This is a genomic window from Listeria ivanovii subsp. londoniensis (assembly GCF_000763495.1).
GTDB classification, from domain to species: Bacteria; Bacillota; Bacilli; order Lactobacillales; family Listeriaceae; genus Listeria; species Listeria londoniensis.
This window is the reverse complement of the sequence record NZ_CP009576.1, coordinates 749,936-771,551: the sequence shown is the minus strand read 5'-3', so window position 1 is coordinate 771,551 and position 21,616 is coordinate 749,936. Positions and strand designations below refer to the sequence as shown.

Here is a 21,616-nt window from a genome sequence, read left to right as displayed (position 1 = left end):
CTATAATACTATAATAAACCTTTTTCGATGCCCGAAAGTCTCACTTTCGTCTCACAATTAAAATCCAAGAAACCTACCAATTTCTTTTATTACAACGTCTCGATGTCTTATCGCTGTTGCTCTTCCCATATGAGACTTCATTCCAATATGTTCCCATGTGTATCTTTCACGTGACCAGTAACGAAGCTTAATAACCATCCTGTCATTCTCGTTTAAGTTTGCAATCACTTTATCAATGACCCTGACAACTTTATTCATTCGTTGTATTTGAACATCCATATCAAGCAATGTAACTCTTTGTTCAACTTGATTACTAATATTTCCTGAAGAACTACCACCGATGTTTTCATCTGAGTATTCTTGATATATTGAACCTGTTATAACATTTAACCTTAACTGCTCTAATTCTTTTTTGGTATCGTAGTAATGTCTAAGCTCATCTTCTATATATTGAAATTGCGCTTTAGTTAATCGTTTTGTCATTGTATCACTCCATCCATTCGATTAAATCATTTAAATAAAACCGCGCTTTCTTCAAGTCTTCTAAGCCGTTTTTATGTTCATATCGCGAAACATATTTAAGTATATTTCCGACCGCATATGACGGATAATCAGATACTTTTGCTTTGATGTAGTCTAGAGTTTCAATGCCACCGCTCGTATAATGCGCGGGATTGTTTACGTTGTCGCTGCGAAATACTCCATCTTTGTCAAATCCGGAGGACACTCCAAATGAACGGTCCTTAAAAAGTTGTCTTTTATCTGCATACTTATTAATTATGTTTATAATATCTGTATAATCCCCTACTGGACCTTTTTCGTTCCAAGTATCCCAGAATTTAACAACTGCCCCTAAAACTTCTTCTGGTATATCACTGAACTCTTCTAGATTTTTATTTGCATTAAAGGTTTCAATCGGCGTATCTGGATACTTATTTTTATAATATTGAATGTGTCCATAGTGTAGTACCTCTTCCCCTGCACGTACAACACTGTCTGACCCATGTAATTCCCAAAAATTCCGCTCCTTCGAGGTAGGACAAGTGCATCCCTCCCAACTGTAGCCTTCATTTTCCAACTCTTTCATTAGCTCATCATAATCTATTTGTGTTTCTACTTGGTATAACTTTATGCTGTCTTTTAGTTTCTCCGCTTTGTATTTTTCAATTGGTATGAAAGGGTATTTATTTTTAGCATAACTAATGTTCCAATACATTACTACTTCTCCCAATACGAATACAACAGTATTTTGCTTATAAAATTCCCAGCAGCCAGAGTCATCTGACGTAATAACTTTACCGGACCACCAGCGATACCCTTCTTTTCCCAGCTTTTTCAGTAAAGCATCAAAATCTTCTTGTGTTTCTGTGCGATATAACTTTAAATCTTCTTCTAGGCTCTTCGCTTTGTATTCTTTAATTTCAATTTCGGGATAGAGACGCTTACGATAATGTATATTGCCGAAAGAAAGTCCCTTTTCCCCTACAGATATCGCCGTATCTTGTTCATATTTCTTCCATAATCGATAGTCATCTGGCGTAATAACTTCATCGGTACTCCAACAATACCCCTCGTTTTTTAATTCTTCCAATAAAGCATCAAAATCCTCTTGTGTCTCTGTATGATATAATTTCATTTGTTCATCCTCCTTGTTCAACGGAATTATCACATCGAAACTCATAGTTTCAATGTACATACCTTGATTAAATTTCCATTTGTTTATAAATTTTCGAAACCAGTTAAACATTGTTAACCCTCCACAATTTTCAAAATCACTCGGTTACAAAACCTATTTTGTAACTGTAACCGTCAAACCCACTCTCCCAGAACGCGGTTACAGGTTACAAAAAAAACGGCGAAAAAGTTTTTATTTTCGTACACAGTTCTTAAATATAAATTAAATATAATACTTTTTATTAAGAAAAAAATGTAACTTGTAACTTTTACGTGCCTAGCTACTGGTACTATGCGATTTTGGGAGGTTACATTTTTTGCTTCGGGTTACATTTTTTTGTAACCAATTGTCAGAATATTACTCGTATTCTACATAATTAACACCTCTGATAAATCCTTGCAGTCTTCCCATTTATTTTGACTGCCTTCGTCTCTAAATTCATCACATCTTTAATTGTCGCATTCAGTCCTCTTTTACTCTGAACATTCAATCCATTTTCTTCTGCCCAAAGTTCATACTCTTCGTAAATCTCTGGCCCACGCTTACCTTCTACATCTAAAATGTCCAGATCATGCACAAATTCCAAAGTACTGTCATTGTCTTCATGATACCTTGCGTTAAATTCTTCCACTTTACTCGTCTTGGTAAAATCCTCATTTTCATAAATACGGAAATATGCTTCAACTACCAATTTAGTCCAGTATTGCAACGCTTTTTCGCTCGTGATGTTAGATATAAACCTTTTGTCCTTTTTATTAACTTTCGTAAACATCGGCATCCATGTCACTCTTCGTTTATAAGAATCTCCTTTTTCAAATGATTTAATAATGTGATTACTAGTAAATATCAATGTCGGTGTCATCTCTACACTTCTTGCGTTTCCGTATAGCTTTCTCATTTCGACAAAGTCACATGTAGATATGTTTTTCAAGACTTTCATCTGCTCATTGTTAATTGGCTCATCTTGTATATCATCACCTAAATTTGCAAGTCTACCTTGCAACACATTGAAATATCTCTCATCTGTCATATTCTTAATAGACAACCCTGTACAATTCTTCTGATTTAAAATAGACCTTATAATAGAAAGAAGTGTTCCTTTTCCGTTTCCTCCACCTCCTACAAGAATAAAGAAGCGACCAATCATTCGTTTTATTTCTTTATCTACAACAAAGCAATATCCCATCATTTCGAGAACGAATTTCTTATAATCCTCGTCTGAATCTGTCAAGTGGTCCAAATAATCATCAACTATTTGCAATGATTCCGTTTCAGGGTCATACTTTGCATTAATGGAGTACGGTGTGAAATCGGTGTAATCAATTTCAATAAACTTACCATCACGCAAAATCCCATTCTTTAATTTGATGTCAAACACATCATCATCAGGTATCAACTTCGCTCTGTAGTGCATTTGATTAATAACTTCATCTACATATCTTGTTTTTTGACCATTGCAGTAATTAAATACTAATCTCTTTAACTGATCGTCATCACTGATATACTCGTTCCCATCAAAGTAATACAATTGTTTTGAATATTTGACAATACGTTTTTCTTTCATTATCAAGTCCGCAATTGCAGCTTCTCCATCTTTCACTGCTTTTACTTCCATGTCACGTGATATTGTGTCTATTTCATCTTGAGGAAGTGGAGTAGCAAATATCACGTTATTTATAAATGTCACTATTCTTGACCATGAAGAAATATTTGCAATCACTGTTCTATGTCTAAACAACGCTTGATTTCTACCATCTCCTTCATCTAAACCGTTCAAATTAGAAGCTTTTCGAATGTTTTTGAATATGTCAGGCAGTTCTTCGCGGATACCATTGTTTTCTATTTTTCTCAATTGACCGTGTCGTTTTATTGTTATTGACTTTGTATTAGTAACATGTTTATATTCAACTTCTATTCCTAAAGCACAAATCCCTTTTGCTCCTCTAAAAGCGCCAGGTTTTTTAAAATAAAAATGCGCTCCTCTTTCAGTCCAGACAATTTGTGTTTTTATTTCAAAAAAAGAAATGATATCTTTAATTTGCTCTTTACTTAAATTATCAATATCAATAATCAAGTCAACATCTGTTAGCAAATAACCAGCATCTTGAAATGTTTCATGGTTTTCTGATATGTCTGCCCCTGACACATCGTGTTTTTCCCCTTCTAAATATTCGACATACACATTTATTCCCACCTCTCAATGCGTTGTTTCGCTAAATTATAGTAGAAAGTAATATCAATCAATTGACTAAAGTTTTCTATCTTGTCACACTCATCATTCCACACAAGCATGTTGTCAGGTGTATCGGGAAATCTTACTAACCCATCATCCTGCCTTTTTTTCTGTAACAAAACTCCTTCTTTTCGTGATGCAAATACACGATTAATCTTATTGTATTGTTTACCACTGCTGTCAAAAGTGCCTTTATAAGTCCCACCTGCTTGTAAAATATACTGAAACAGGTGCGGTTTATCTAGATTTTCTTGTATTGTAGTTAAAACGTCTTGATTGTTGACGAGGTATTCTACTAAACAAATATCTATAATTCGTATACTATTATTTTTAAACAACTGGTCTGAATGATAACGACTTACATCGCCACCTTTTGTCTTAATTTCACCATTTTGTAGAGCGATGTAGTTATTTACATCTTTCTGAATCCATAGTTCGAAATTGTCTTCTTCGAGTGTTAGGTGAAAGTCTTCTTCCCATTCTTTCCAGATTGTTTTATACTCATCACTTGTAGTAGTAAAAGCAACTCCATCGGTATTTATGTTGACTAAAGTAACAAATGGTGAAAGGCGTTTACATAACTCGTATAAAGCTATCTGTCCGTAAATACAAACACTCAATGCTGCGTTTGGATTATTGAGCAGTGAGTATTGATTTTTCAAATTTCCGTAAACTGAATTAAGAACAAGCTTTAATGCATCAGATAATTTTTTATCTTTGTGTTTCACTTCAATTCGTTTATTTAAAATCTCATGATATTTATTTGTTGCTGGTCCCAATGCTTGTAGATTTAAAATGATATGCGGATACATAGAAGCTACATCTAATAATTTTACATTTTCAAATCTTTTTCTAGTTGAATGAACACCGTGCAATCCACCAAATCCAAACTGAACATCACAATCAAATTCTTTTATTGTAATACTTTTCTTCTTCTTCTGTTCTTTATCTTGCCAAATATCGACTACTTCTCGAGGTATAAGTTTTAACATTTCATAATTTCCCTCTGGATCATATTCACCAAGTCGAACATCTGACCATTTTGGTGATGGTTTATCCATCAAAACATTTGCGCTAATTGTCGTCGTGTTCCATTTGTGCGCTTTAGATTGAAGATTGTGAGGAAGCATTTCGATTAATGTGTCTTTGACATTGAAATAATTATATTCACGCATTTGAAATACTTCTATAGTTGTATCTACATCATAAGAACAGTAATCAATAATTTCTTCTAACTCCCCATTTGTAAGCTTTCTATCCAGTGTAAAGTCCACACTAGATTCTAAAATCATTTTCCCCATATTCCCTTCAATCTTTTTCAAACCGGGCTTTGCGACATCTATTTGTTGAAAACAATCGAGAGAATGAATAGAGGGATGTATTCTTTTCTTTCGCTGTCCTCCGATTATCTCGTCATTTAGTTTCTTTATTTGACACGGAGTAAATCCATCTAACATTGCGGTCAGTATAAAGTCATCGTAAAAATGGTTGTTATAACCTACTAGTGTTTTTTCAGTGATAAGGTCTTTTATACCATCAAAATCATTATGAAATAACTTGATTAGTTTCTTGTCAATATCTTTAAACACAACTAGTGTATCTTCTTTGAAAACTTCTATATCGTAAAAAAGTAGATTGTTCATTTGTCCTCCTTATTGAAGAGCGAACACGTGGCTCGCTCTCAAGTTACTAGATTGTCATTTCATGATTATTTCTTTTTCTTTGGAAATGGTTTGATGTCAGGATAAACAAATTTACCGAAAGCCGACTTAACTTCGACCATGATATCTTTACCAATCAGTTCTTCTTTATTGTCAATACTAATCCCAAATTTCTCTTCAAATTTTTCATATTGTTTTCTTTGTCTCTGAGGATTTGTAAACCACTTTTTCATTGTTTCCACATAATCTGAATAGGTCATATTAGATTGATAAACTTCCCCCTCATATTCAAATTTAATATGAACTCCGATTCCGTCATCTGTAACATCTTTTACAGTGGATGAAATAATTTGTCCAACCATGTCTTTATCAAACTTAGCAATTTGCTCGGATTTCCACAGACTGTTGAATGTATCATAAGCATAAACATCTTTTTTCACACCGATCGCTTTTGCTAATTCATCAAAAGTTAATTGGAAGTACTCTTGACACCACTCTTCCACTTTTACTGCCTTTTCCTCATCTGGTATAAACTCATTTTTTTCTTTATCAAATACATTCTTATTAAAAATAACTTCTCTCAATTCCCCACGTTCCATATCAACGAATTGTAAAGTCGCTTTGCCTTCTTTGATTACTACTTCTACCAATTCTAATTGTTCTAATTTTTCACCTTGTGCCATTTTACTTCTCCACCTTTTCGAATTTTATTTTATTTTGTTGCATAAACATTTCTACTAATTTTGCGTCTTTCTCATCAAACAATGTAAATATAGTTTTGCTATGCAGTTGATCATCTTTAATATCATTCTTCGCTTCTTTGATTACTTCTTGCGCTTTGTGCCTCTCAGAAACCAATTGCGCACTGACTGCTAAATCCTTTGTTTCTTTATACTCTGCGATGATTTCATCAGCATAAGGCATTGTTTCAATGACTTTTAATTCGTTCTCAACTTTAGTTAACCATTCAACCATTTCATTTTCTATCTTGTTGATAGATAGCGATTTATTCAAATGCCTGTTTTCTAAAAAATCATCAAATGTGAAATATGTTTTAAAATCATATGCTTTAATACGCTTTTCAAACATTCGTTTTAGCACAAGCTTTTTATCTTCTCTTTCTTCTTCTTCCAATTGTGTAATTTGTTGTCTAACCATTTCGTCTGCCTTTTTTACGATTGATACAATTTCTTTTACTTGTTTTTCAAATTCGTTATAAGGTTCCAGCATTTCTTTTTTGATTGAAATACGTTCCGATTCTAAATTCTTTACTTCTTTATTCACTGCTGCGAGTAATTTTTTAGATTGTTTAACGTTTTCTTCTGTCACCTCAATGGTTTCAATCTGCTGTGCTAACAATAAAGAGTCGCTTTTTATTTTTTCATATGCAGGAAATAAGATAGAACCTCGCGTGACAACAGGCGATTCGATATTAATTTTTGGCAAAGTGTTCAATTATTTTCACCTCTTTTCAAAAAAGCTATAACGTCGATATTTTTATGTTTCGAAGTAAACCAATTTAACACACCTAAATTTTCATCATAGTTACTTTCAAAATTAGGTTTATTAGCTAATCTGGTAAAACTTGTTGCTTTTTCCACGTTTGTATTAAATTTTTTAAACTCGACACTGTCGCATTCCTTATATAGAAGCAAAACCATCGCCTCTTCCTCTGTCATGACCATTTTTTTCTGTCCCTCCTTAATAAAATCTTTCGCTCTTGTGCAGTTCAATCAATTGACTTTCTTTGTTTCGTCTATTTAAATAGTAGAAAGTTTTACATTGTTGTGTGCTAAGATGTCGTTTACCACCTTTATAAGGGTCGTATCCATACTTTGATTTATTACGCGCCATTTCAAGTTTTTTCTCATCATGATTACTTTCGAGAAATAAATAATCAAATTTCAATGAAGGAGCATTTTCAAGTGAACTAGTATCTGTTGCGTAAATAATGTTTTTACCATCCACACACCACGTGTAACCTTGTGTGATAACATCATGAAAACACTCAAAAGGTGTGACTTCAAAAGATGATGACCTAATTGTAAAACCACTGTTTCCAATGATATCAATGTCATACATTTGTGCTATTTGATAATTTCCTATAATAGTTATTTTAGGAAACAACTTTCTGATGTTTTCTAATGTACTAGAATTAATATGATCAGAATGAATATGAGTTAACAATAAATAGTTAATATCATACAAATGTTCTTTAATCCTTTTAAATGAGACTCCACAATCAACCATCACATTATCAATAATCACACAATTCCCTTTACTGCCTGATGAAATTATTTTCCATTCAATCAATAAACATTCACGTCCTCCACAACTTTTTTAACTTGATTGCGTGGAATAAAAATCACTCCAAATCCATCAATATCTTGAATCTTTAACATTCCACTTTGATGTAATCCAATGACTCTATAAATTTCCCCATCGATTACATATTTTTCCACTCCTGCCCTATCCTGCACTTCTACTTTATCGCCCGGTTGAATACTCATTTTAATCCCTCCACTTCATTTTTATAATCCCACATATCTTGCGATAATTTATCAAGCCCAATCGCGAAACGTTCGAGATCTTTAGGCGTTTTGATGATTGATTTACTTAGTTCTTTGCTTTTTCTGTGAAGTAAACTGTTAGCTTCGTTGATGATGATTTGTTTTGTCAATTTAGAACCTCCTTTACAGTTAACTTTGCATTTTTATATCTTTCACAGGTGCTTACTAAAGTGCAAATAGCTTCTGCTTGAGCAAGTGATACAGTCGTGTACATTTCATCATTTTCTTTTGTCCACGAGAATCTTAGTTGTCGTGTTTGCGTATTGTTATCTATTGCGAATAAATACTGTACTATCCCTAAATCATTTACATATTCAACAAACCATTTTTCTAGTATTTCTTCTACTCTAAATTTATACATGGCATTCTGTTCTTCTAAAAATCGGATTAATCGTTCTGCAAATAGTTTTTTCTCTAATACCGTTTCCTCCGACGGTCTCACTATTGCCCAAGATAACCTTGTTGATGTTATCCCTGTTAGTAGAATAGGACACCCACTCTCTACATCAATAATTCTATATTTCTTCACCTACTTTATTTCCTCCTCCTTTACAACAATATGAAAATCTGTTTGAGTATTTATCCGTTCTACCATTTCGTCTATCGACTTTGCATTTTTAATAATTTGTTTAAGCTCATAATGACGTTTGTCTACTCTATATGTGGGAAAAACATTACCTAGACGTTTGATAGTAGATATTTTCAACTCCTCGAAAGTTACCCCATATTTAGTGAAATTGAGAAGTGGATATTTTACAAAATATAGTTCCTCCTTATTTTGTTTTTCTCTTCTACTAAGCTCATCAAGAATCACTTGTATTCCGCAGGTATATTCCTGCACGTCACGATTCATTTCTTTTAAATTGTCAAATAGTTCCTCTGTAGAGCGTTCTGCCACCATTTCCTTTGCTTCTGCTAGTTCTTCTTCAAATAAATTCACTTACTCTGCATCCCCTTTAATAACTTTAATTTCTGCGCGATATTCTATATATTCAGCCTCGAATTTTTCATGCACATGAAAATGTTTTAGTTGATCAGCTAGCGAATGAGCTAAACGCTTGTGGATAAATTCGATAGGGATAGGTTCGTCGTTATTTACTTTGTAGCTAGCTGTTATTTTTTCGATTTCTACATTGTTTTGTATGACTTTTATTCCTTCATTCGCTTTAAAATAATCATCTGGATTTACCTTTCTGTTCAGTTTTGACAGGAGGCTTTTTATTTTTTTCATGTTTTTTCCTCCTTCAACATACTAAAGTCTGCCGTTCTGAGAATATCCTGTCCCTTTGCACTTTGGACATTCTATATATTCTTTTTTGGTTAGCGCACCTGCATCATATCGAGCGTAACCCACAAGTGTTTTTATAGTGCCAATTCCGCCGCACCACGCACATATGTTTATATTTTCCAGTTTGATTAAAGTGTCAATCTCGATAAATCCGCTGAAATCTAATTCTACTTTCATAATTCCTTTCCGCACATTGGACAGTATTTAATATTAAATTCAGCATAAGTAAATCCATGTTGCCAGCCTGCTGCAACTTCTAATTGACTTGATTTATTCAACCGCATTTCGTCGTTATCGTCGCTTATATTCTTAACTCTCTTATTTACATCCTTATTACAAAATTCGCACATTATTCCGACACCTCTTCAATCACAATTAATTGAGCAAATTCAACATCAACATACCTAATATCAAAATCATTATCTCTAATCCAGATTCCTCCATAAAGTTGTGTCGGATTTGCAGATACTGTATAGTCTATGTCTAAAACAATTCCAAGTTCGGTTGAATCGAAGTGATTAACCCAGCGATTTTGAACACCATATTTATATTGAGCTGTTAGTAATATTTTATTTGCATACATTAATTTGTCATGAGACAGTATATTGTACTTTTTACTTTTGTGTATTAGCATTGTCATTCCGACACCTCCAACAATTCCGGATTTTCGTGTATGTTTCCAATAACCTCTATTTCGTTTATTTCAGACCACAACGGAATAGCGAAACTCCCACTATCTGTAACTAGCCAAGCGCCTTCTAAGAAAATAACTTTGCCTTTAATCACATTCCAACCTAAGTGATCATGTACATCAATTTCTACTATGTCCCCTTCAAATATCTTCTTTCCGCTCGGTGTATTGACGTTTGTATACTGCCCAACTGTTTTCGAGTCTACTGCACACCACTTTTCAATTGCAATATACTCAGTATTTGCTTCCACGACTCCGTCAATAATAAAACCATCAATGTAGCTCCCGTAAATCCATCCGTTTGTGTGCTTGATTCCGATTTCTTCCAGTTCTTTGATACTGCATGTTACCTTACCTCTAAACTCAATTGGTCTCATATCCTACCTCCAACCTGCTTTTTATTGCATCTAGCAATTCCCTTACCATTTTCACTTCCTGTGCTAATTCTTTAAAACCACTAATCTCTGATGTTCTGATGTGGTTTTCAGCGAATGCTTCTAAAGCTTTTTCTATAGTAGGGAAATAGCCAATATCGTTGTATTGTTCCATTCCATTTTTATCTGTCGTGTTTTTTATTATTGTTTGTGTCATTTTTAGCCCTCCTCTTTTCGCTTATTTAAATTCTTCAATGTCGGAATCCATCGTCCCAAAAATCATCAACTATTAGCGGATTTTCTACGTTCATTCTCTATCACCTCTGGCAAGTAGCATTAGCAAAAGAATCAATGCAATAATCGTTATTAATTCAACCATTTAATATCAGACTTCCTATACAGACCACAAATGCAATTAAAACAGTCAAAGCTAAGCATACTACTGTATTTATGTCTGATTTTTCAATGTATTCTTTTCCGTCCTCGTCAATACTTATAAGTCCGAAAAATCGTAATATTTTCATTCTAAAACCTCATTTCATAAATAATTGAAACCATTCAAGCAAAATATAAATTACTGATATAAACATGCCGACTTGTAAGCAAAACAGATAAATTAACAATGTATTTTCATGTTTTTTGATTAATTTCTTCATTCTCAAAACTCCGCTTCTGTGATATAATTAATTCAAATATTATTTCGTAACTCACAGTTTTAGTAAGCTCTAACTTACTATTTATAGCTGTGGGTTTTTCTTTTACCAATGCCTCTCAAGTGAATTAGCGAAGCGATGTTTGTACTTTGGTCTTTTTTTATATTTAATTTGATGATCTAAATGCTTTGATTGAAGTTCAACTAGCAAATATTTTCCAACTGATTTTGGAACGTAACTTGGGTCGTATTTTCGTATCTCAACAATTAAATCTTGAATTTCTTTGTTCATCTTCACACCTTCTTATATTCATATTCACCTCTTTAGCATCCTGTCCCAAGAATCTAGAACATCTGCACCTTGATAGTAGATAGTCTTTCCTAGTTTACGTGCGGAAAGTTCTCCTTTGATTTCAAGTTTCCTTAATGTTTCATAACCAATACTTAATTGTTTAAGTAACTCTTGTTGCGAATAATAACTGTCCTTGTCTAATTTGATGATCATTTAATGTCAATCTCCTTTCTAATCAACATCTATTTCTAAAATTTCCGCAATCTCTTTTCTAACTTTCGCCGCGTCTCTTTTGCCGTTTATGATATCTGATAAATAAGGATTGCTAATACCTAACATTTTTGCTAAATCAGATTGTTTCATGTTTATCGCTTTTAATTTTGCGTATACTGCAACCGCAAAACGCTGGTGTTCAACTGACATGTTTTTGCTCCTTTCTATCTTTTTAGCTAATTATTTAGCATATTGTTGACAAAATTTAAACTTTAGTGTAGAATCTAGACATAGCTAAATAAGCATACAATCAAGCCATAAATCGTTGGGGAACGAGAATTTTATGGGGTTATTTGTTGACTTGTTTAGCTAAATAATTAGCTTATGAACATAGTATATTAAACTTTAAGTTAGATGTCAACTGTTTTCTTTATTAAAATTTAAAATGTTTGTTGCTAATATGAAAAGGTGTATGATATGACTACGTTTGATAGAGTAAAATTTTTATCTGAGAAGCAAAAAATTAGTATTGTTGAACTAGAAGAAAAATTAGGATTTGGCAGGAATTCGCTCTATTCTTGGAAGAAAAAAATTCCAAATGGAGAAAGTTTAAAAAAAGTAGCCGATTTTTTCAACGTTTCTACAGACTATCTTTTAGGAAGAACTGAAAACCCCTATGTCGACAACGACATTCCTCAAGAAGCGGCAACACTTGCAGCGCACATTGATCCCGCTGCAACGGAAGAAGATATGAAAAAAATTCTTGAATATATTGACTTGATTCAACAAAAATATAAATAAGAAATGAGATGGATTTATGTGGTTAGATAAATACAGAGAGCAATATCCTGAACTAACTATCATTGAAGACAAAAATATGCAAGAATTTCACAAAGGATTATATTATAATAGTAGAATATTCGTAAATCCTCGACAAAATGACATTGAAATGCGTTGTACTTTAGCTGAGGAAGTCGGACATCATAAATTGACGGCTGGAAATATCATTAATCAGAAAACAGTTAATGATAGAAAACAAGAAAAACTTGCAAGAGGCTGGGGTTATAAATCACTTGTCTCTTTACGTAAAATCATAGATGCTTATTATGAAGGATTCACTGATTACTACGAAGTTGCGGATTTTCTAGAAGTAACCGAAGATTTTTTAAAACATTCTATAGAGTATTATAAGAACAAGTACGGAAATACAGTTGAATGTAACGGATATGTAATCATTTTTAGAAGTAGCATTCAAATTATCGCTTGCTAGGTATTTGCACAAATGTGTTTATATAAAAATTTGATAAAGGGAGAGATGAATTTGGATTCAATTTTTGCGATATTAGGAATTCTGGGGTTTTTAGTTGGGATCGTTTGGCTAATTGTTAATCTTTTTAGAAAGAAACAAAAGAAGGTTCCTATTATTATTTTGATAGTTGGTTTTTCATTATTTTTAATAGGATTGATAATGGGAACATCTGCTATTAATGAAAAGAATTCCAAAGAAAATGGATATCAAATTGTAGAAACAACAAAAAAAGAAAAGATTAAACAAAATTATTATCGAGTGACTTTAAAAAACACATCTGAAAAGAACATTAAAGAAAACTTAAACAAGATTATCGATGATAACAAAGATCTTAATAGTATATTCATCTATTTCTATGAATCGCCAGAAAATAAAGACTCAAAATTTGGAGACCTGATTGCTACTTATAAACATGCTTATACAGACGATGGAGCGATACAAATTGGAGCAGATGGACCTGGTGAAACCATAAAAAATTAAAAGGAGTGATTGGATTTGGCTTTTGATTCATTAGCAGCACTGCAAAGAATGAGACAAATGGAACAGCAAGCGGCAATCAATGGAAATAAATTAATTTTAAAAAGAATGAATGACAAGATTGACATTTGGTTGTTTGTGCTATGGCTTGTTTTGTTGATACCGACTTTAGGCATTTCATTTATTTTGCTCTTTATTTACTTATTCAAATATTTTTTCGGCAAAAAGGTTTATGTTCAGGATATCAGTACTTACGATAAATTCTATATCACAAAAGATGACTGGAAGAAATATAGAACAAATAATAAAAAGAAGAATGTAGAAACTAGAAAACTTGATATTTAAATAACAAAAAACGCCCTCTCCGCACAGAGATAAGCGTTTTCAAATACACACATAGGAGTATGTAAATTCATTTTAACATAATTTGCTGTACCCTTCAAAAGAACATACATTCGGTTAGGAGGATAAAAATGGATAAACGTATTAAATCATATTTGAATTCAAAAAATGAAATTCGTTATATGTTTCGAGTTTATGCTGGTATAGATAACATGACTGGAAAACGAAAACAGACCACTCGCCGAGGATTTAAAACAGAGAGAGAAGCTAAAATGGAGCTAAAGCGCATTGAAATGCAAATATTAGAGGAAGGTGGATTGAAAACCAAAAAAAAGGCGCTGAAATTTGAAGAAGTGTATTTTTCATGGTTAGATCTCTATACGCAAACAGTCAAAGAAAGCACGTTAGAACGCACTAAAATATTCTTCAATCATCACATATTACCATTTTTTAGCGATAAGTTTATCGATAAAATAGACATACATTTCTGTCAGCAAGTCATAAACGCATGGTCAAAAACAAATTCGACATCATATAAACGTTTGAAAAATTTAACTTCTCGTGTCTTTAAATATGCAATATCATTACACTTAATTGATACTGATCCGTTTGCGTTTGTCATTATTCCGCGCGGAGAAATGATAGAAAAAGAGGAAAAAGATATTACATTCTATGACAAGTATGAATTACGTTCGTTTTTAGATACTGTCAAAGACGATATTTTCAAATATACATTTTTCTATCTGTTAGCTTTTACGGGATTGAGAAAGTCTGAGGCACTAGCGCTGACATGGAAAGATGTAGATTTAAACAACAAACGTTTGTATATAAATAAAACTCTCTCACGTGGCGAACATGCTCGCATTTTAGTGAATACTACTAAAACAAAAGCTGGTAAGCGAGACATAAGTATAGATGTATCTACAGTTGATGTGTTAAAAAAATGGAAAAAGTATCAACGTGAAAATCATCATATTTTGAGATTAGATAAAGTACAAATCACATTCGACAATGAAGGTAAATACTATAACCCCAGCGCTACTTACTCATGGTTAGATACCATTTTTAAACATCACACTGAATTTAAAAAAATAACTTGTCATGGCTTCCGTCACACGCACGCTTCACTGTTATTTGAAGCTGGCGCATCACTAAAAGACGTACAAGAACGTTTAGGACATGCGGATATACAAACTACGTCTAATATTTATACACATGTGACTCAAGAAAAGAAAGATTCTACAGCTTCTCTTTTTTCTGATTTTATGCTAAAATAAAATCTGTTGAAATTGATTTGATAGTCAAAATGATAGTCAAAAAATCATAAATACTCTCAAATCGTTGATACAACTACAAGGAGAAATACCCAAGTCCGGCTGAAGGGGACAGACTCGAAATCTGTTAGGCGGTGTATGCCGCGCCGGGGTTCGAATCCCCGTTTCTCCGTTTTATTAATTCGTTAAAAAAAATCATCTTTTATAAAACGGCTCTACTAATCCGGCTTATAAAAGATGATTTTTTCTATTTAAATCAGCATATTTTAGAGAATTTTTACCACGAATTTGCTATGACATATGATGTTGAATAATTCTTTGTAAAGTGCAATACTAAACGCATGAATAATTTTTTTCGATTTCATTCAACTTTTCGCTTAGTACTATTGTCTTTATCACGTTTTATCTCTAGTAAACATGACAGTGCCAGCGATTTTGGCTTGATATATTTTTCATAAAAAAGAGCAAACGAGTTTATCAATATACGATTTATTTTAGCACTAGTTATATGATTTTCTGTTAATAGCTGTATTTTGCTTATTCTTTAATTTTAAACCGTTTTGGATTGCTTATATCGTACATGATTGTAACTACTTTGTTTTCATATAACCATGAGCTATGTTTAGTCTTTATATTTACCCACCTTTTCCCTTCAAACTCACTTCCATCTCGTAATTTGAACCGTACTGTTAGCTCCACTCTACGGACAGTCTCGCCTTGTGCACGTGATATTTCATCTCCCATTGTTCGGCTAGTGAATCTGCTAGCTACGACGAGAGCATTAGTCTCCTCCCAGTTTGTATTGCTCGCTTTTTTCACTGCAGTCGCAATAATAAAGTATAACGAGATAATAATGACAATAACTATCCCAACAATAATCAATAAAGTAATAATCAAGTAAGCTACTCCTCCTATTGTTCATTTTCACCTGTTCTTATTATAACAATTTTTTTAGAAGATAAAAAAGATTATTAAAAGTACTAAATGAAACCTTTTGGAAGCGTAAATAGATTGCCCATATACAAAATAATTGGTTACTCGATAAATATGGAATTTGTCTCATTTTCATTACTCCAATTCTCTACACGCTTCTAACATGGTTGAATTCTTCTAGGAAACTCACTTATATACTACCAAATCTTCTTTTATAGTAACATTTTATTCTTATCAATTGGGCACCTATAAAAACTTAAAACAGTCAAAATATGTGCAAGAGAGATCATAATACTTTATGTATATATACCTCTACCAATCAATCTCCACTGCTAAAATAGCGTTAAAAAGTTTATCCATATGCGCCCAATCTGCTGGTGTTGGCATTTGTTGAGACCAATACATAATTGCGCCCAAATTAGCAGCATAAATATAAGTAAATAACTCAGCTGGGATTTCATCGGACAATTTTAACTTATCCATGTTTGCCTCTATATCTTTTTGAAACTCCGTAAAGAAAAAAGTGGCCATTGTTTTTAAGAAAAATTCATCATCCTTTTGTTTTTCTAAAATAAGCTCTACATTTTGATAAATTGTGTCAAAACCTGACTGAAATGGATGTTTAATACGTGCTTTAATATCTAATGCAAAATAGTCTTGAAACTGCTCATGTAAAACATATAATAATAAATCATATTTATCCAAAAAATGTTTATAAAAAGTGGTTCGATGGATTAAAGCTTGTTTACAAATACTATTTACAGTAACACTTGAAAATTTTTCTGTTTTAAGTAATTCTAAAAGCGTTGTGTAAAGCGCTTTTTTTGTTTTTTGTACACGCAAATCTGTTTGATTCATCTACACATCCCCTAAACTGTCACTTAACTATACACTATATACAATCTGGTGCTTACTTTTTCGCTTATACTCATGTAATATACACTGTATGCTTATAAATATAATAGCTCGAATTGGAGGAGGAAACAACTAATTGGCAAATTTACTTTACAAACTAGGACAAACATTCGCTAAACATAAATGGAAAACCATTTTCTCTTGGTTTGTTATTTTAGGAATTATCGTCACGGTATTAGCAATCAAAGGTGTTAATTTTACGGACGATATCAAAATGAATGGTCTAAAATCACTTGATACATCAAATAAAATCGAGGAAGAGTTTAAACAGGATAGTCAAAAAGGGAGCATTCGTGTTGTTTTCAAAAGCAAGCAGAAGCAAGGCATCTTAACGCCGGAATCTCAAGCTGCAATCACAGAAGTATTAACTGAAATCGAGAAAAATGATCCTAAGATAGATGCTATTGCAAATCCTTATGAAGCAAAAACGATCAGCCCAGATATGACAACTGCTTTTGCTGATATTAGTTACAGCATCAATGCTTTAGCTGTCAATGAAGAATCCATAAACAAAGTCAAAGATTCCCTTCAAGCTATGGATGATAAAAATCTGCAAACAGAATTGACTGGAAACGTTATGATTACACCAATGGATATTGGCGGTTCATCAGAAGCAATTGGTATCGTCGTAGCCCTTGTCATTCTAATTATTGCTTTTGGATCAGTTATCGCCGCTGGATTGCCGATTATCACCGCAATTCTCAGTCTAGGTACGAGCATTGGTATTATCGCCATTATTTCCAGCTACTTTGAAATGCCAAATGTTACACTCACACTAGCTGTTATGATTGGTCTCGCAGTTGCTATTGATTACGCGTTATTTATTCTATTTAAGTATCGTCAAATCATCCGTACAGAAAAAAATCACATAAAAGCTGTCGGTCTTGCAACCGGAACAGCTGGAAGTGCAGTAATATTTGCAGGAATTACCGTTATTATTGCTGTTTGTGGTTTATCACTTGTTGGTATTGACTTCTTAACTGTTATGGGACTTGCCTCAGCACTCAGCGTATTATTTGCTGTTCTTTCCGCATTAGTTCTAATACCAGCATTCATCGGCATCTTTCATAATAAAATCAAGCCACAAAAAGATAAAAAGAATAAAAAAGATGAAAATATTTGGACGAAATTCGTTGTTGGAAAGCCACTTATCGCATTTTTACTTGCAGTTGTTTTACTTGGTGGACTAAGCATACCATTTGGCTCAATGGAACTTGGAATTCCTGATAATGGCTCCAAACCAAAAGATTCCACGGAGAAAAAAGCATATGATATTTTATCTGATAAATTTGGTGAAGGCTTTAATGGACCATTAGTTATTTTAGCAGATATTAGAGCGGATAATAGCGCGGCTCATTTAACGGAAGTTGCTAATCATATCTCTGGTATAAAAGATGTAGCAATCATCACACCGCCAATGCCTAGTGAATCTGGTAACTACGCACTAATTAGCGTTATTCCAAAGACTGGTCCTACAAATAATAAAACAACGCAACTCGTTCACGATCTCAGAAGCTACGCAAAAACTACAGACAGTAAATATAATATTAATTTAGAAGTCACTGGTCAAAGCGCAATTAATATAGATATGTCACAAAAACTAAACGATGCAATTCCAGTTTTCGCAAGTGTTATCGTTGTGTTAGCATTCATTTTATTGACAGTTGTGTTCCGTTCACTACTGATCCCTTTGACTGCAGTTCTTGGCTTTGTACTTTCTCTAACGGCAACACTTGGCTTCACCACTTTAATCATGCAAGAAGGAGTATTTAGTAATTTATTCGGTATCAGCACAACCGGACCAGTTCTCGCCTTCCTGCCTGTTATCGCAACTGGAATTTTATTTGGACTAGCGATGGATTATGAGGTATTCCTAATGTCACGTGTTCATGAAGAATACACCCTAACGAAAGACAATACCCACTCCATCAAAACTGGTTTACGAGAAAGTGGTCCAGTTATTATTGCAGCAGCGTTAATCATGTTCTCTGTTTTCATCAGTTTCGTTTTTGTGCCAGATCCTATGATTAAATCCATTGGTATCGCACTTGGCTTTGGTGTATTGTTTGATGCATTTATTGTTCGTCTAACAATCATTCCAGCCATCTCTAAACTCTTTGGAAAAGCTACATGGTATATGCCAAAATGGCTAGATAAAGTTCTCCCTTCACTCGATATTGAAGGACATCATTTAAAAGATAAAGAATAGAGTAATGAGAATCAATCTAAAAAGGCTATAAACATCCCGCTTACAGTAATTAAGATTACAGATTACGAGACAATAAACAGTGAGAAGTTTAAAAAAATAGCACTCGATTTAATCAACTAAATATATTTTCATTATATCTACGCCCCTAAAGCCAGTATCTTCCACTTGGACTTTAGGGGCGTATTTTAAGTAGGATTATCCTTTTGGCAAATTAACTTTATTTACTTCTAAACCGTCATTTTATTATAGCTACTTCCTTTCACTCCCCTAATGTGTTATACTCGTTTTGTTGTAAATGCAATAAAAAGGAGGTTCGCAATGAAAGATATTTTAAGAGATATAGGGGTTATTGCTCGCGCGCTAGACTCGATTAGCAATATAGAATTTAAAGAATTAAATCTATCTAAAGGGCAATTTGTTTATTTAGTTAGAATTTGTGAAAATCCCGGTATTATTCAAGAAAAATTAGTCGATATTCTAAAAATCGATCGGACAACTGCTTCTAGAGCCATTAAAAATTTAGAAAAAAACGGACTTATTATAAAAAAAGCTGATAAAAACAATAAAAAAAATAAATTACTATTTCCAACCGAATATGGACAGGAGTTATATCCCCTAATTATTCGCGAAAATGAACATTCCAATTCAATTGCCTTAAAAGGGTTTAATGAGTCAGAAATAAGTGCGCTCTCACTAGCACTTAAAAAAGTAAAAAATAACATTGCTGATGACTGGCTATATGTAAAAAAAGGAAATAAAAGAAATTATTAATTGTTGGAGGAAAAATAATGATACGTTTATGCACAATAACGGATTTAGAACCATTATTAGAAATAAGCTATAAAACATTTGATGAAACATTTAGAGCACAAAATAAACCAGAAAATATTGATACCTACTTAAAAACAACTTTTACCTTAGAAAAATTGCGCAAAGAATTAGATAATCCGCATTCCTATTTTTACTTTATTTATGACCAAGAAGCAATCGCCGGATATTTAAAATTAAATCTAGAAGAAGCTCAAACAGAAGAAATACTAGGAAAAACTATTGAAATAGAACGCATCTATCTATTAAAAGCATATCAAAAAAAGGGATTAGGAAAGGAATTATTTACCCAAGCATTAAAAATCGCAAAAGAAACACATGTAGAAAAAATATGGTTAGGTGTCTGGGAACAAAATAAAAACGCTATTCAATTTTATGAAAAATTGGGTTTTAGCGCAGAGGGAAAACATGCTTTTTACATGGGGGATGATCGTCAAATAGACATAATTATGAGTAAACGTTTAGAAAAATAAACTAATTTACCTTCCATTGTAAAGAAGATTGATTTAAAACAATTGTCTTAAATCAATCTTTCCCTGTTTACCTTGCCAGCAATTATCTCTTTTTCTTGGCGATAGTTACATACATGCCTTCTGAAAGGTTCCAATTTTTCACGACTTCAAAGCCTGCATCAGCTAGTGCCTGTTCCAACTTATTAGCTGTAATCTGGATTTCCATTGGAGGACCTTTTAATTCAGTTCCTATTGTATCGAATTCTAAACAAGCGAAGTAACCGCCCGCTTTTACCACTCGACTCACTTCATTTAAAACTTTGCTTAACGAACTTACCTCATGGAGTACGAGTGATGCAAGTGCAATATTTATTGTCCCGGTTTCTAGCGGAATTCCCTCCATACTTGCTTCTAAAACATTCACATTTGTTAAATTTTCGTTTGCTGCTTTTTGCTGGATAAGTGCTAACATTTGTGGATCCAAGTCTAAAGCAAAAACAGTATTATCCACTAATTTCGCAGCTGGAATTGTTAAAAAACCTGTTCCTGCACCTAAATCCAGTATAGTGTCTGCTTTATCCACTGGCACTTCTTGGATAAATGCTTCCGGAGACAAAACTTCCTTGCGTTCCGGACGGTCTAAATAATCGACTTTTCGCTTAAAACCAGCTTCTCCGTGGTGATTGTGATGATGATTCATTTTCCCACTCCTTTAATGATGATGTTTTTCGATTTCTACGACAATACTTCCAATAGTTTGTTCACTTAAATAAGCTTCCATTTGTTGCTCGGCATTGTCCATAACTTCTCCAATTAAACAATGTGGCTTACTTTCGGCATGATTTTTAGGGTCGCAATGAAAGAAAGCTGTTTTCCCTTCAATCGCTTGAATAACGTCTAAAAAACTGATATCATTTGCTGGTTTTGCTAATTTATATCCGCCATTTACCCCAGTTATTGACTCGACAAAACTAGCTTTTACGAGCATCGTCAGCACTTTTGAAAGGTAGGTTGGTGATACATTTTGTTTGATAGCAAGTTCTTTCACACCTACCGTCTTTTCAGCAGATAAATTGGCTAAGTATACCATCGTATGTAACGCATAACTAGTTGCTTTTGAGTATTTCATTATCTCACCTTCTTAATCAAAGACTTAATGTATCTATAATATCTCCTTTCGTTTTATTTGTCAATCAAAAGAAAAAACCTCTTTCAAATAATGAAAGAA

At 33.2% G+C, this 21,616-nt stretch carries 32 protein-coding genes and 1 tRNA gene; 9 read left to right on the top strand and 24 right to left on the bottom strand.

Annotated features, from left to right (window positions below):
- Window positions 1-57: 57 nt before the first annotated feature.
- The 20 genes from JL53_RS03715 to JL53_RS03620 form a co-directional block, all read right to left on the bottom strand.
- Window positions 58-483, bottom strand: a complete 426-nt coding sequence (locus tag JL53_RS03715; RefSeq protein WP_038406803.1) for a DUF722 domain-containing protein — start codon at window positions 481-483, stop codon at window positions 58-60.
- Between the two features lie 4 nt (window positions 484-487).
- Window positions 488-1,132, bottom strand: a complete 645-nt coding sequence (locus JL53_RS03710) for a DUF3310 domain-containing protein (RefSeq protein WP_038408150.1) — start codon at window positions 1,130-1,132, stop codon at window positions 488-490.
- A 919-nt stretch (window positions 1,133-2,051) separates the two neighbouring features.
- Complete coding sequence (locus JL53_RS03700; protein ID WP_038406802.1) at window positions 2,052-3,857, bottom strand: phage/plasmid primase, P4 family; 1,806 nt, start codon at window positions 3,855-3,857, stop codon at window positions 2,052-2,054.
- 2 nt (window positions 3,858-3,859) lie between these two features.
- Entirely contained in the window at window positions 3,860-5,551 is a 1,692-nt protein-coding gene (locus JL53_RS03695) for a DNA polymerase (protein ID WP_038406801.1), read from the bottom strand.
- Between the two features lie 65 nt (window positions 5,552-5,616).
- A complete protein-coding gene (locus JL53_RS03690) occupies window positions 5,617-6,252 on the bottom strand; it encodes a hypothetical protein (protein WP_038406800.1) in 636 nt (211 codons plus the stop codon).
- A gap of 1 nt (window position 6,253) precedes the next feature.
- Window positions 6,254-7,015 carry a DUF1351 domain-containing protein gene (locus tag JL53_RS03685; protein WP_235317707.1) on the bottom strand — a complete coding sequence of 254 codons (762 nt, stop codon included), beginning with the start codon at window positions 7,013-7,015 and terminating at the stop codon, window positions 6,254-6,256.
- Between the two features lie 5 nt (window positions 7,016-7,020).
- Entirely contained in the window at window positions 7,021-7,254 is a 234-nt protein-coding gene (locus tag JL53_RS03680; RefSeq protein WP_038406798.1) for a hypothetical protein, read from the bottom strand.
- A 16-nt stretch (window positions 7,255-7,270) separates the two neighbouring features.
- A complete protein-coding gene (locus JL53_RS03675) occupies window positions 7,271-7,882 on the bottom strand; it encodes an MBL fold metallo-hydrolase (RefSeq protein WP_038406797.1) in 612 nt (203 codons plus the stop codon).
- Window positions 7,879-8,079, bottom strand: coding sequence for a hypothetical protein (locus tag JL53_RS03670; protein WP_038406796.1), 201 nt, complete (start codon window positions 8,077-8,079; stop codon window positions 7,879-7,881). Before JL53_RS03670 ends, JL53_RS03675 begins: the two co-directional genes overlap by 4 nt.
- Entirely contained in the window at window positions 8,076-8,249 is a 174-nt protein-coding gene (locus tag JL53_RS15700; RefSeq protein ID WP_015987316.1) for a hypothetical protein, read from the bottom strand. The genes JL53_RS03670 and JL53_RS15700 overlap by 4 nt, the downstream gene beginning before the upstream one ends.
- Window positions 8,246-8,668, bottom strand: a complete 423-nt coding sequence (locus JL53_RS03665; protein ID WP_038406795.1) for a hypothetical protein — start codon at window positions 8,666-8,668, stop codon at window positions 8,246-8,248. Before JL53_RS03665 ends, JL53_RS15700 begins: the two co-directional genes overlap by 4 nt.
- Window positions 8,669-9,079, bottom strand: coding sequence for a hypothetical protein (locus JL53_RS03660; RefSeq protein ID WP_235317705.1), 411 nt, complete (start codon window positions 9,077-9,079; stop codon window positions 8,669-8,671).
- A complete protein-coding gene (locus JL53_RS03655; RefSeq protein WP_038406794.1) occupies window positions 9,080-9,370 on the bottom strand; it encodes a hypothetical protein in 291 nt (96 codons plus the stop codon).
- Window positions 9,371-9,391: 21 nt separating this feature from the next.
- Window positions 9,392-9,604, bottom strand: coding sequence for a hypothetical protein (locus JL53_RS03650; protein ID WP_023553777.1), 213 nt, complete (start codon window positions 9,602-9,604; stop codon window positions 9,392-9,394).
- Window positions 9,605-9,776: 172 nt separating this feature from the next.
- Entirely contained in the window at window positions 9,777-10,067 is a 291-nt protein-coding gene (locus JL53_RS03645) for a hypothetical protein (RefSeq protein ID WP_038406793.1), read from the bottom strand.
- A complete protein-coding gene (locus JL53_RS03640) occupies window positions 10,064-10,495 on the bottom strand; it encodes a YopX family phage-derived protein (protein ID WP_038406792.1) in 432 nt (143 codons plus the stop codon). Before JL53_RS03640 ends, JL53_RS03645 begins: the two co-directional genes overlap by 4 nt.
- Window positions 10,482-10,709, bottom strand: a complete 228-nt coding sequence (locus JL53_RS03635; RefSeq protein WP_052010556.1) for a hypothetical protein — start codon at window positions 10,707-10,709, stop codon at window positions 10,482-10,484. The genes JL53_RS03640 and JL53_RS03635 overlap by 14 nt, the downstream gene beginning before the upstream one ends.
- Before the next feature lie 541 nt (window positions 10,710-11,250).
- Window positions 11,251-11,436, bottom strand: a complete 186-nt coding sequence (locus JL53_RS03630) for a hypothetical protein (RefSeq protein WP_038406791.1) — start codon at window positions 11,434-11,436, stop codon at window positions 11,251-11,253.
- 24 nt (window positions 11,437-11,460) lie between these two features.
- Complete coding sequence (locus JL53_RS03625) at window positions 11,461-11,649, bottom strand: hypothetical protein (protein WP_009917612.1); 189 nt, start codon at window positions 11,647-11,649, stop codon at window positions 11,461-11,463.
- An 18-nt stretch (window positions 11,650-11,667) separates the two neighbouring features.
- Entirely contained in the window at window positions 11,668-11,859 is a 192-nt protein-coding gene (locus JL53_RS03620; protein ID WP_033922846.1) for a helix-turn-helix domain-containing protein, read from the bottom strand.
- A 267-nt stretch (window positions 11,860-12,126) separates the two neighbouring features.
- On the opposite strand from JL53_RS03620, the gene JL53_RS03615 reads away from it, so the two are divergent.
- The 6 genes from JL53_RS03615 to JL53_RS03590 all read left to right on the top strand — a co-directional run bounded on the left by JL53_RS03615 (window position 12,127) and on the right by JL53_RS03590 (window position 15,223).
- Complete coding sequence (locus JL53_RS03615) at window positions 12,127-12,450, top strand: helix-turn-helix domain-containing protein (protein ID WP_033922848.1); 324 nt, start codon at window positions 12,127-12,129, stop codon at window positions 12,448-12,450.
- 16 nt (window positions 12,451-12,466) lie between these two features.
- The gene (locus tag JL53_RS03610; protein ID WP_038406789.1) at window positions 12,467-12,919 is read left to right on the top strand and encodes an ImmA/IrrE family metallo-endopeptidase; all 453 of its coding nucleotides are present in this window, start codon (window positions 12,467-12,469) and stop codon (window positions 12,917-12,919) included.
- 51 nt (window positions 12,920-12,970) lie between these two features.
- The gene (locus tag JL53_RS15125; RefSeq protein WP_052010549.1) at window positions 12,971-13,438 is read left to right on the top strand and encodes a hypothetical protein; all 468 of its coding nucleotides are present in this window, start codon (window positions 12,971-12,973) and stop codon (window positions 13,436-13,438) included.
- A gap of 15 nt (window positions 13,439-13,453) precedes the next feature.
- A complete protein-coding gene (locus JL53_RS03600) occupies window positions 13,454-13,780 on the top strand; it encodes a hypothetical protein (RefSeq protein ID WP_038406788.1) in 327 nt (108 codons plus the stop codon).
- Between the two features lie 128 nt (window positions 13,781-13,908).
- Window positions 13,909-15,054 carry a site-specific integrase gene (locus JL53_RS03595; RefSeq protein WP_038406787.1) on the top strand — a complete coding sequence of 382 codons (1,146 nt, stop codon included), beginning with the start codon at window positions 13,909-13,911 and terminating at the stop codon, window positions 15,052-15,054.
- A 79-nt stretch (window positions 15,055-15,133) separates the two neighbouring features.
- A tRNA-Ser gene (locus JL53_RS03590) sits at window positions 15,134-15,223 on the top strand.
- A gap of 365 nt (window positions 15,224-15,588) precedes the next feature.
- Here the strand turns inward: JL53_RS03590 and JL53_RS03585 are convergent.
- Complete coding sequence (locus JL53_RS03585) at window positions 15,589-15,948, bottom strand: DUF3592 domain-containing protein (RefSeq protein WP_003718777.1); 360 nt, start codon at window positions 15,946-15,948, stop codon at window positions 15,589-15,591.
- 348 nt (window positions 15,949-16,296) lie between these two features.
- The gene (locus JL53_RS03580; protein WP_003718775.1) at window positions 16,297-16,842 is read right to left on the bottom strand and encodes a TetR/AcrR family transcriptional regulator; all 546 of its coding nucleotides are present in this window, start codon (window positions 16,840-16,842) and stop codon (window positions 16,297-16,299) included.
- Window positions 16,843-16,975: 133 nt separating this feature from the next.
- On the opposite strand from JL53_RS03580, the gene JL53_RS03575 reads away from it, so the two are divergent.
- The 3 genes from JL53_RS03575 to JL53_RS03565 all read left to right on the top strand — a co-directional run bounded on the left by JL53_RS03575 (window position 16,976) and on the right by JL53_RS03565 (window position 20,409).
- The gene (locus JL53_RS03575; RefSeq protein WP_038408145.1) at window positions 16,976-19,108 is read left to right on the top strand and encodes an MMPL family transporter; all 2,133 of its coding nucleotides are present in this window, start codon (window positions 16,976-16,978) and stop codon (window positions 19,106-19,108) included.
- Between the two features lie 318 nt (window positions 19,109-19,426).
- Window positions 19,427-19,879 carry a MarR family winged helix-turn-helix transcriptional regulator gene (locus JL53_RS03570; protein ID WP_003718773.1) on the top strand — a complete coding sequence of 151 codons (453 nt, stop codon included), beginning with the start codon at window positions 19,427-19,429 and terminating at the stop codon, window positions 19,877-19,879.
- A 17-nt stretch (window positions 19,880-19,896) separates the two neighbouring features.
- Window positions 19,897-20,409 (top strand): GNAT family N-acetyltransferase, encoded by a 513-nt coding sequence (locus tag JL53_RS03565; RefSeq protein ID WP_038406786.1) that lies wholly within the window; start codon window positions 19,897-19,899, stop codon window positions 20,407-20,409.
- Between the two features lie 82 nt (window positions 20,410-20,491).
- Here JL53_RS03565 and JL53_RS03560 read toward each other — a convergent pair whose 3' ends face one another.
- Complete coding sequence (locus tag JL53_RS03560; RefSeq protein WP_003718771.1) at window positions 20,492-21,088, bottom strand: class I SAM-dependent methyltransferase; 597 nt, start codon at window positions 21,086-21,088, stop codon at window positions 20,492-20,494.
- A 12-nt stretch (window positions 21,089-21,100) separates the two neighbouring features.
- Window positions 21,101-21,517: an Rrf2 family transcriptional regulator gene (locus JL53_RS03555; RefSeq protein ID WP_038406785.1), complete on the bottom strand. Its 417-nt coding sequence runs from the start codon at window positions 21,515-21,517 to the stop codon at window positions 21,101-21,103.
- Between the last annotated feature and the right edge of the window lie 99 nt (window positions 21,518-21,616).

Coding starts and splice junctions, on each gene's coding strand:
- JL53_RS03715 (WP_038406803.1), bottom strand. CDS start 483: ATGACAAAACGATTAACTAAAGCGCAATTTCAATATATAGAAGATGAG.
- JL53_RS03695 (WP_038406801.1), bottom strand. CDS start 5,551: ATGAACAATCTACTTTTTTACGATATAGAAGTTTTCAAAGAAGATACA.
- JL53_RS03690 (WP_038406800.1), bottom strand. CDS start 6,252: ATGGCACAAGGTGAAAAATTAGAACAATTAGAATTGGTAGAAGTAGTA.
- JL53_RS03680 (WP_038406798.1), bottom strand. CDS start 7,254: ATGGTCATGACAGAGGAAGAGGCGATGGTTTTGCTTCTATATAAGGAA.
- JL53_RS03670 (WP_038406796.1), bottom strand. CDS start 8,079: ATGAGTATTCAACCGGGCGATAAAGTAGAAGTGCAGGATAGGGCAGGA.
- JL53_RS03655 (WP_038406794.1), bottom strand. CDS start 9,370: ATGAAAAAAATAAAAAGCCTCCTGTCAAAACTGAACAGAAAGGTAAAT.
- JL53_RS03650 (WP_023553777.1), bottom strand. CDS start 9,604: ATGAAAGTAGAATTAGATTTCAGCGGATTTATCGAGATTGACACTTTA.
- JL53_RS03645 (WP_038406793.1), bottom strand. CDS start 10,067: ATGACAATGCTAATACACAAAAGTAAAAAGTACAATATACTGTCTCAT.
- JL53_RS03640 (WP_038406792.1), bottom strand. CDS start 10,495: ATGAGACCAATTGAGTTTAGAGGTAAGGTAACATGCAGTATCAAAGAA.
- JL53_RS03635 (WP_052010556.1), bottom strand. CDS start 10,709: ATGACACAAACAATAATAAAAAACACGACAGATAAAAATGGAATGGAA.
- JL53_RS03630 (WP_038406791.1), bottom strand. CDS start 11,436: ATGAACAAAGAAATTCAAGATTTAATTGTTGAGATACGAAAATACGAC.
- JL53_RS03625 (WP_009917612.1), bottom strand. CDS start 11,649: ATGATCATCAAATTAGACAAGGACAGTTATTATTCGCAACAAGAGTTA.
- JL53_RS03620 (WP_033922846.1), bottom strand. CDS start 11,859: ATGTCAGTTGAACACCAGCGTTTTGCGGTTGCAGTATACGCAAAATTA.
- JL53_RS03615 (WP_033922848.1), top strand. CDS start 12,127: ATGACTACGTTTGATAGAGTAAAATTTTTATCTGAGAAGCAAAAAATT.
- JL53_RS03610 (WP_038406789.1), top strand. CDS start 12,467: ATGTGGTTAGATAAATACAGAGAGCAATATCCTGAACTAACTATCATT.
- JL53_RS03595 (WP_038406787.1), top strand. CDS start 13,909: ATGGATAAACGTATTAAATCATATTTGAATTCAAAAAATGAAATTCGT.
- JL53_RS03580 (WP_003718775.1), bottom strand. CDS start 16,842: ATGAATCAAACAGATTTGCGTGTACAAAAAACAAAAAAAGCGCTTTAC.
- JL53_RS03570 (WP_003718773.1), top strand. CDS start 19,427: ATGAAAGATATTTTAAGAGATATAGGGGTTATTGCTCGCGCGCTAGAC.
- JL53_RS03565 (WP_038406786.1), top strand. CDS start 19,897: ATGATACGTTTATGCACAATAACGGATTTAGAACCATTATTAGAAATA.
- JL53_RS03560 (WP_003718771.1), bottom strand. CDS start 21,088: ATGAATCATCATCACAATCACCACGGAGAAGCTGGTTTTAAGCGAAAA.
- JL53_RS03555 (WP_038406785.1), bottom strand. CDS start 21,517: ATGAAATACTCAAAAGCAACTAGTTATGCGTTACATACGATGGTATAC.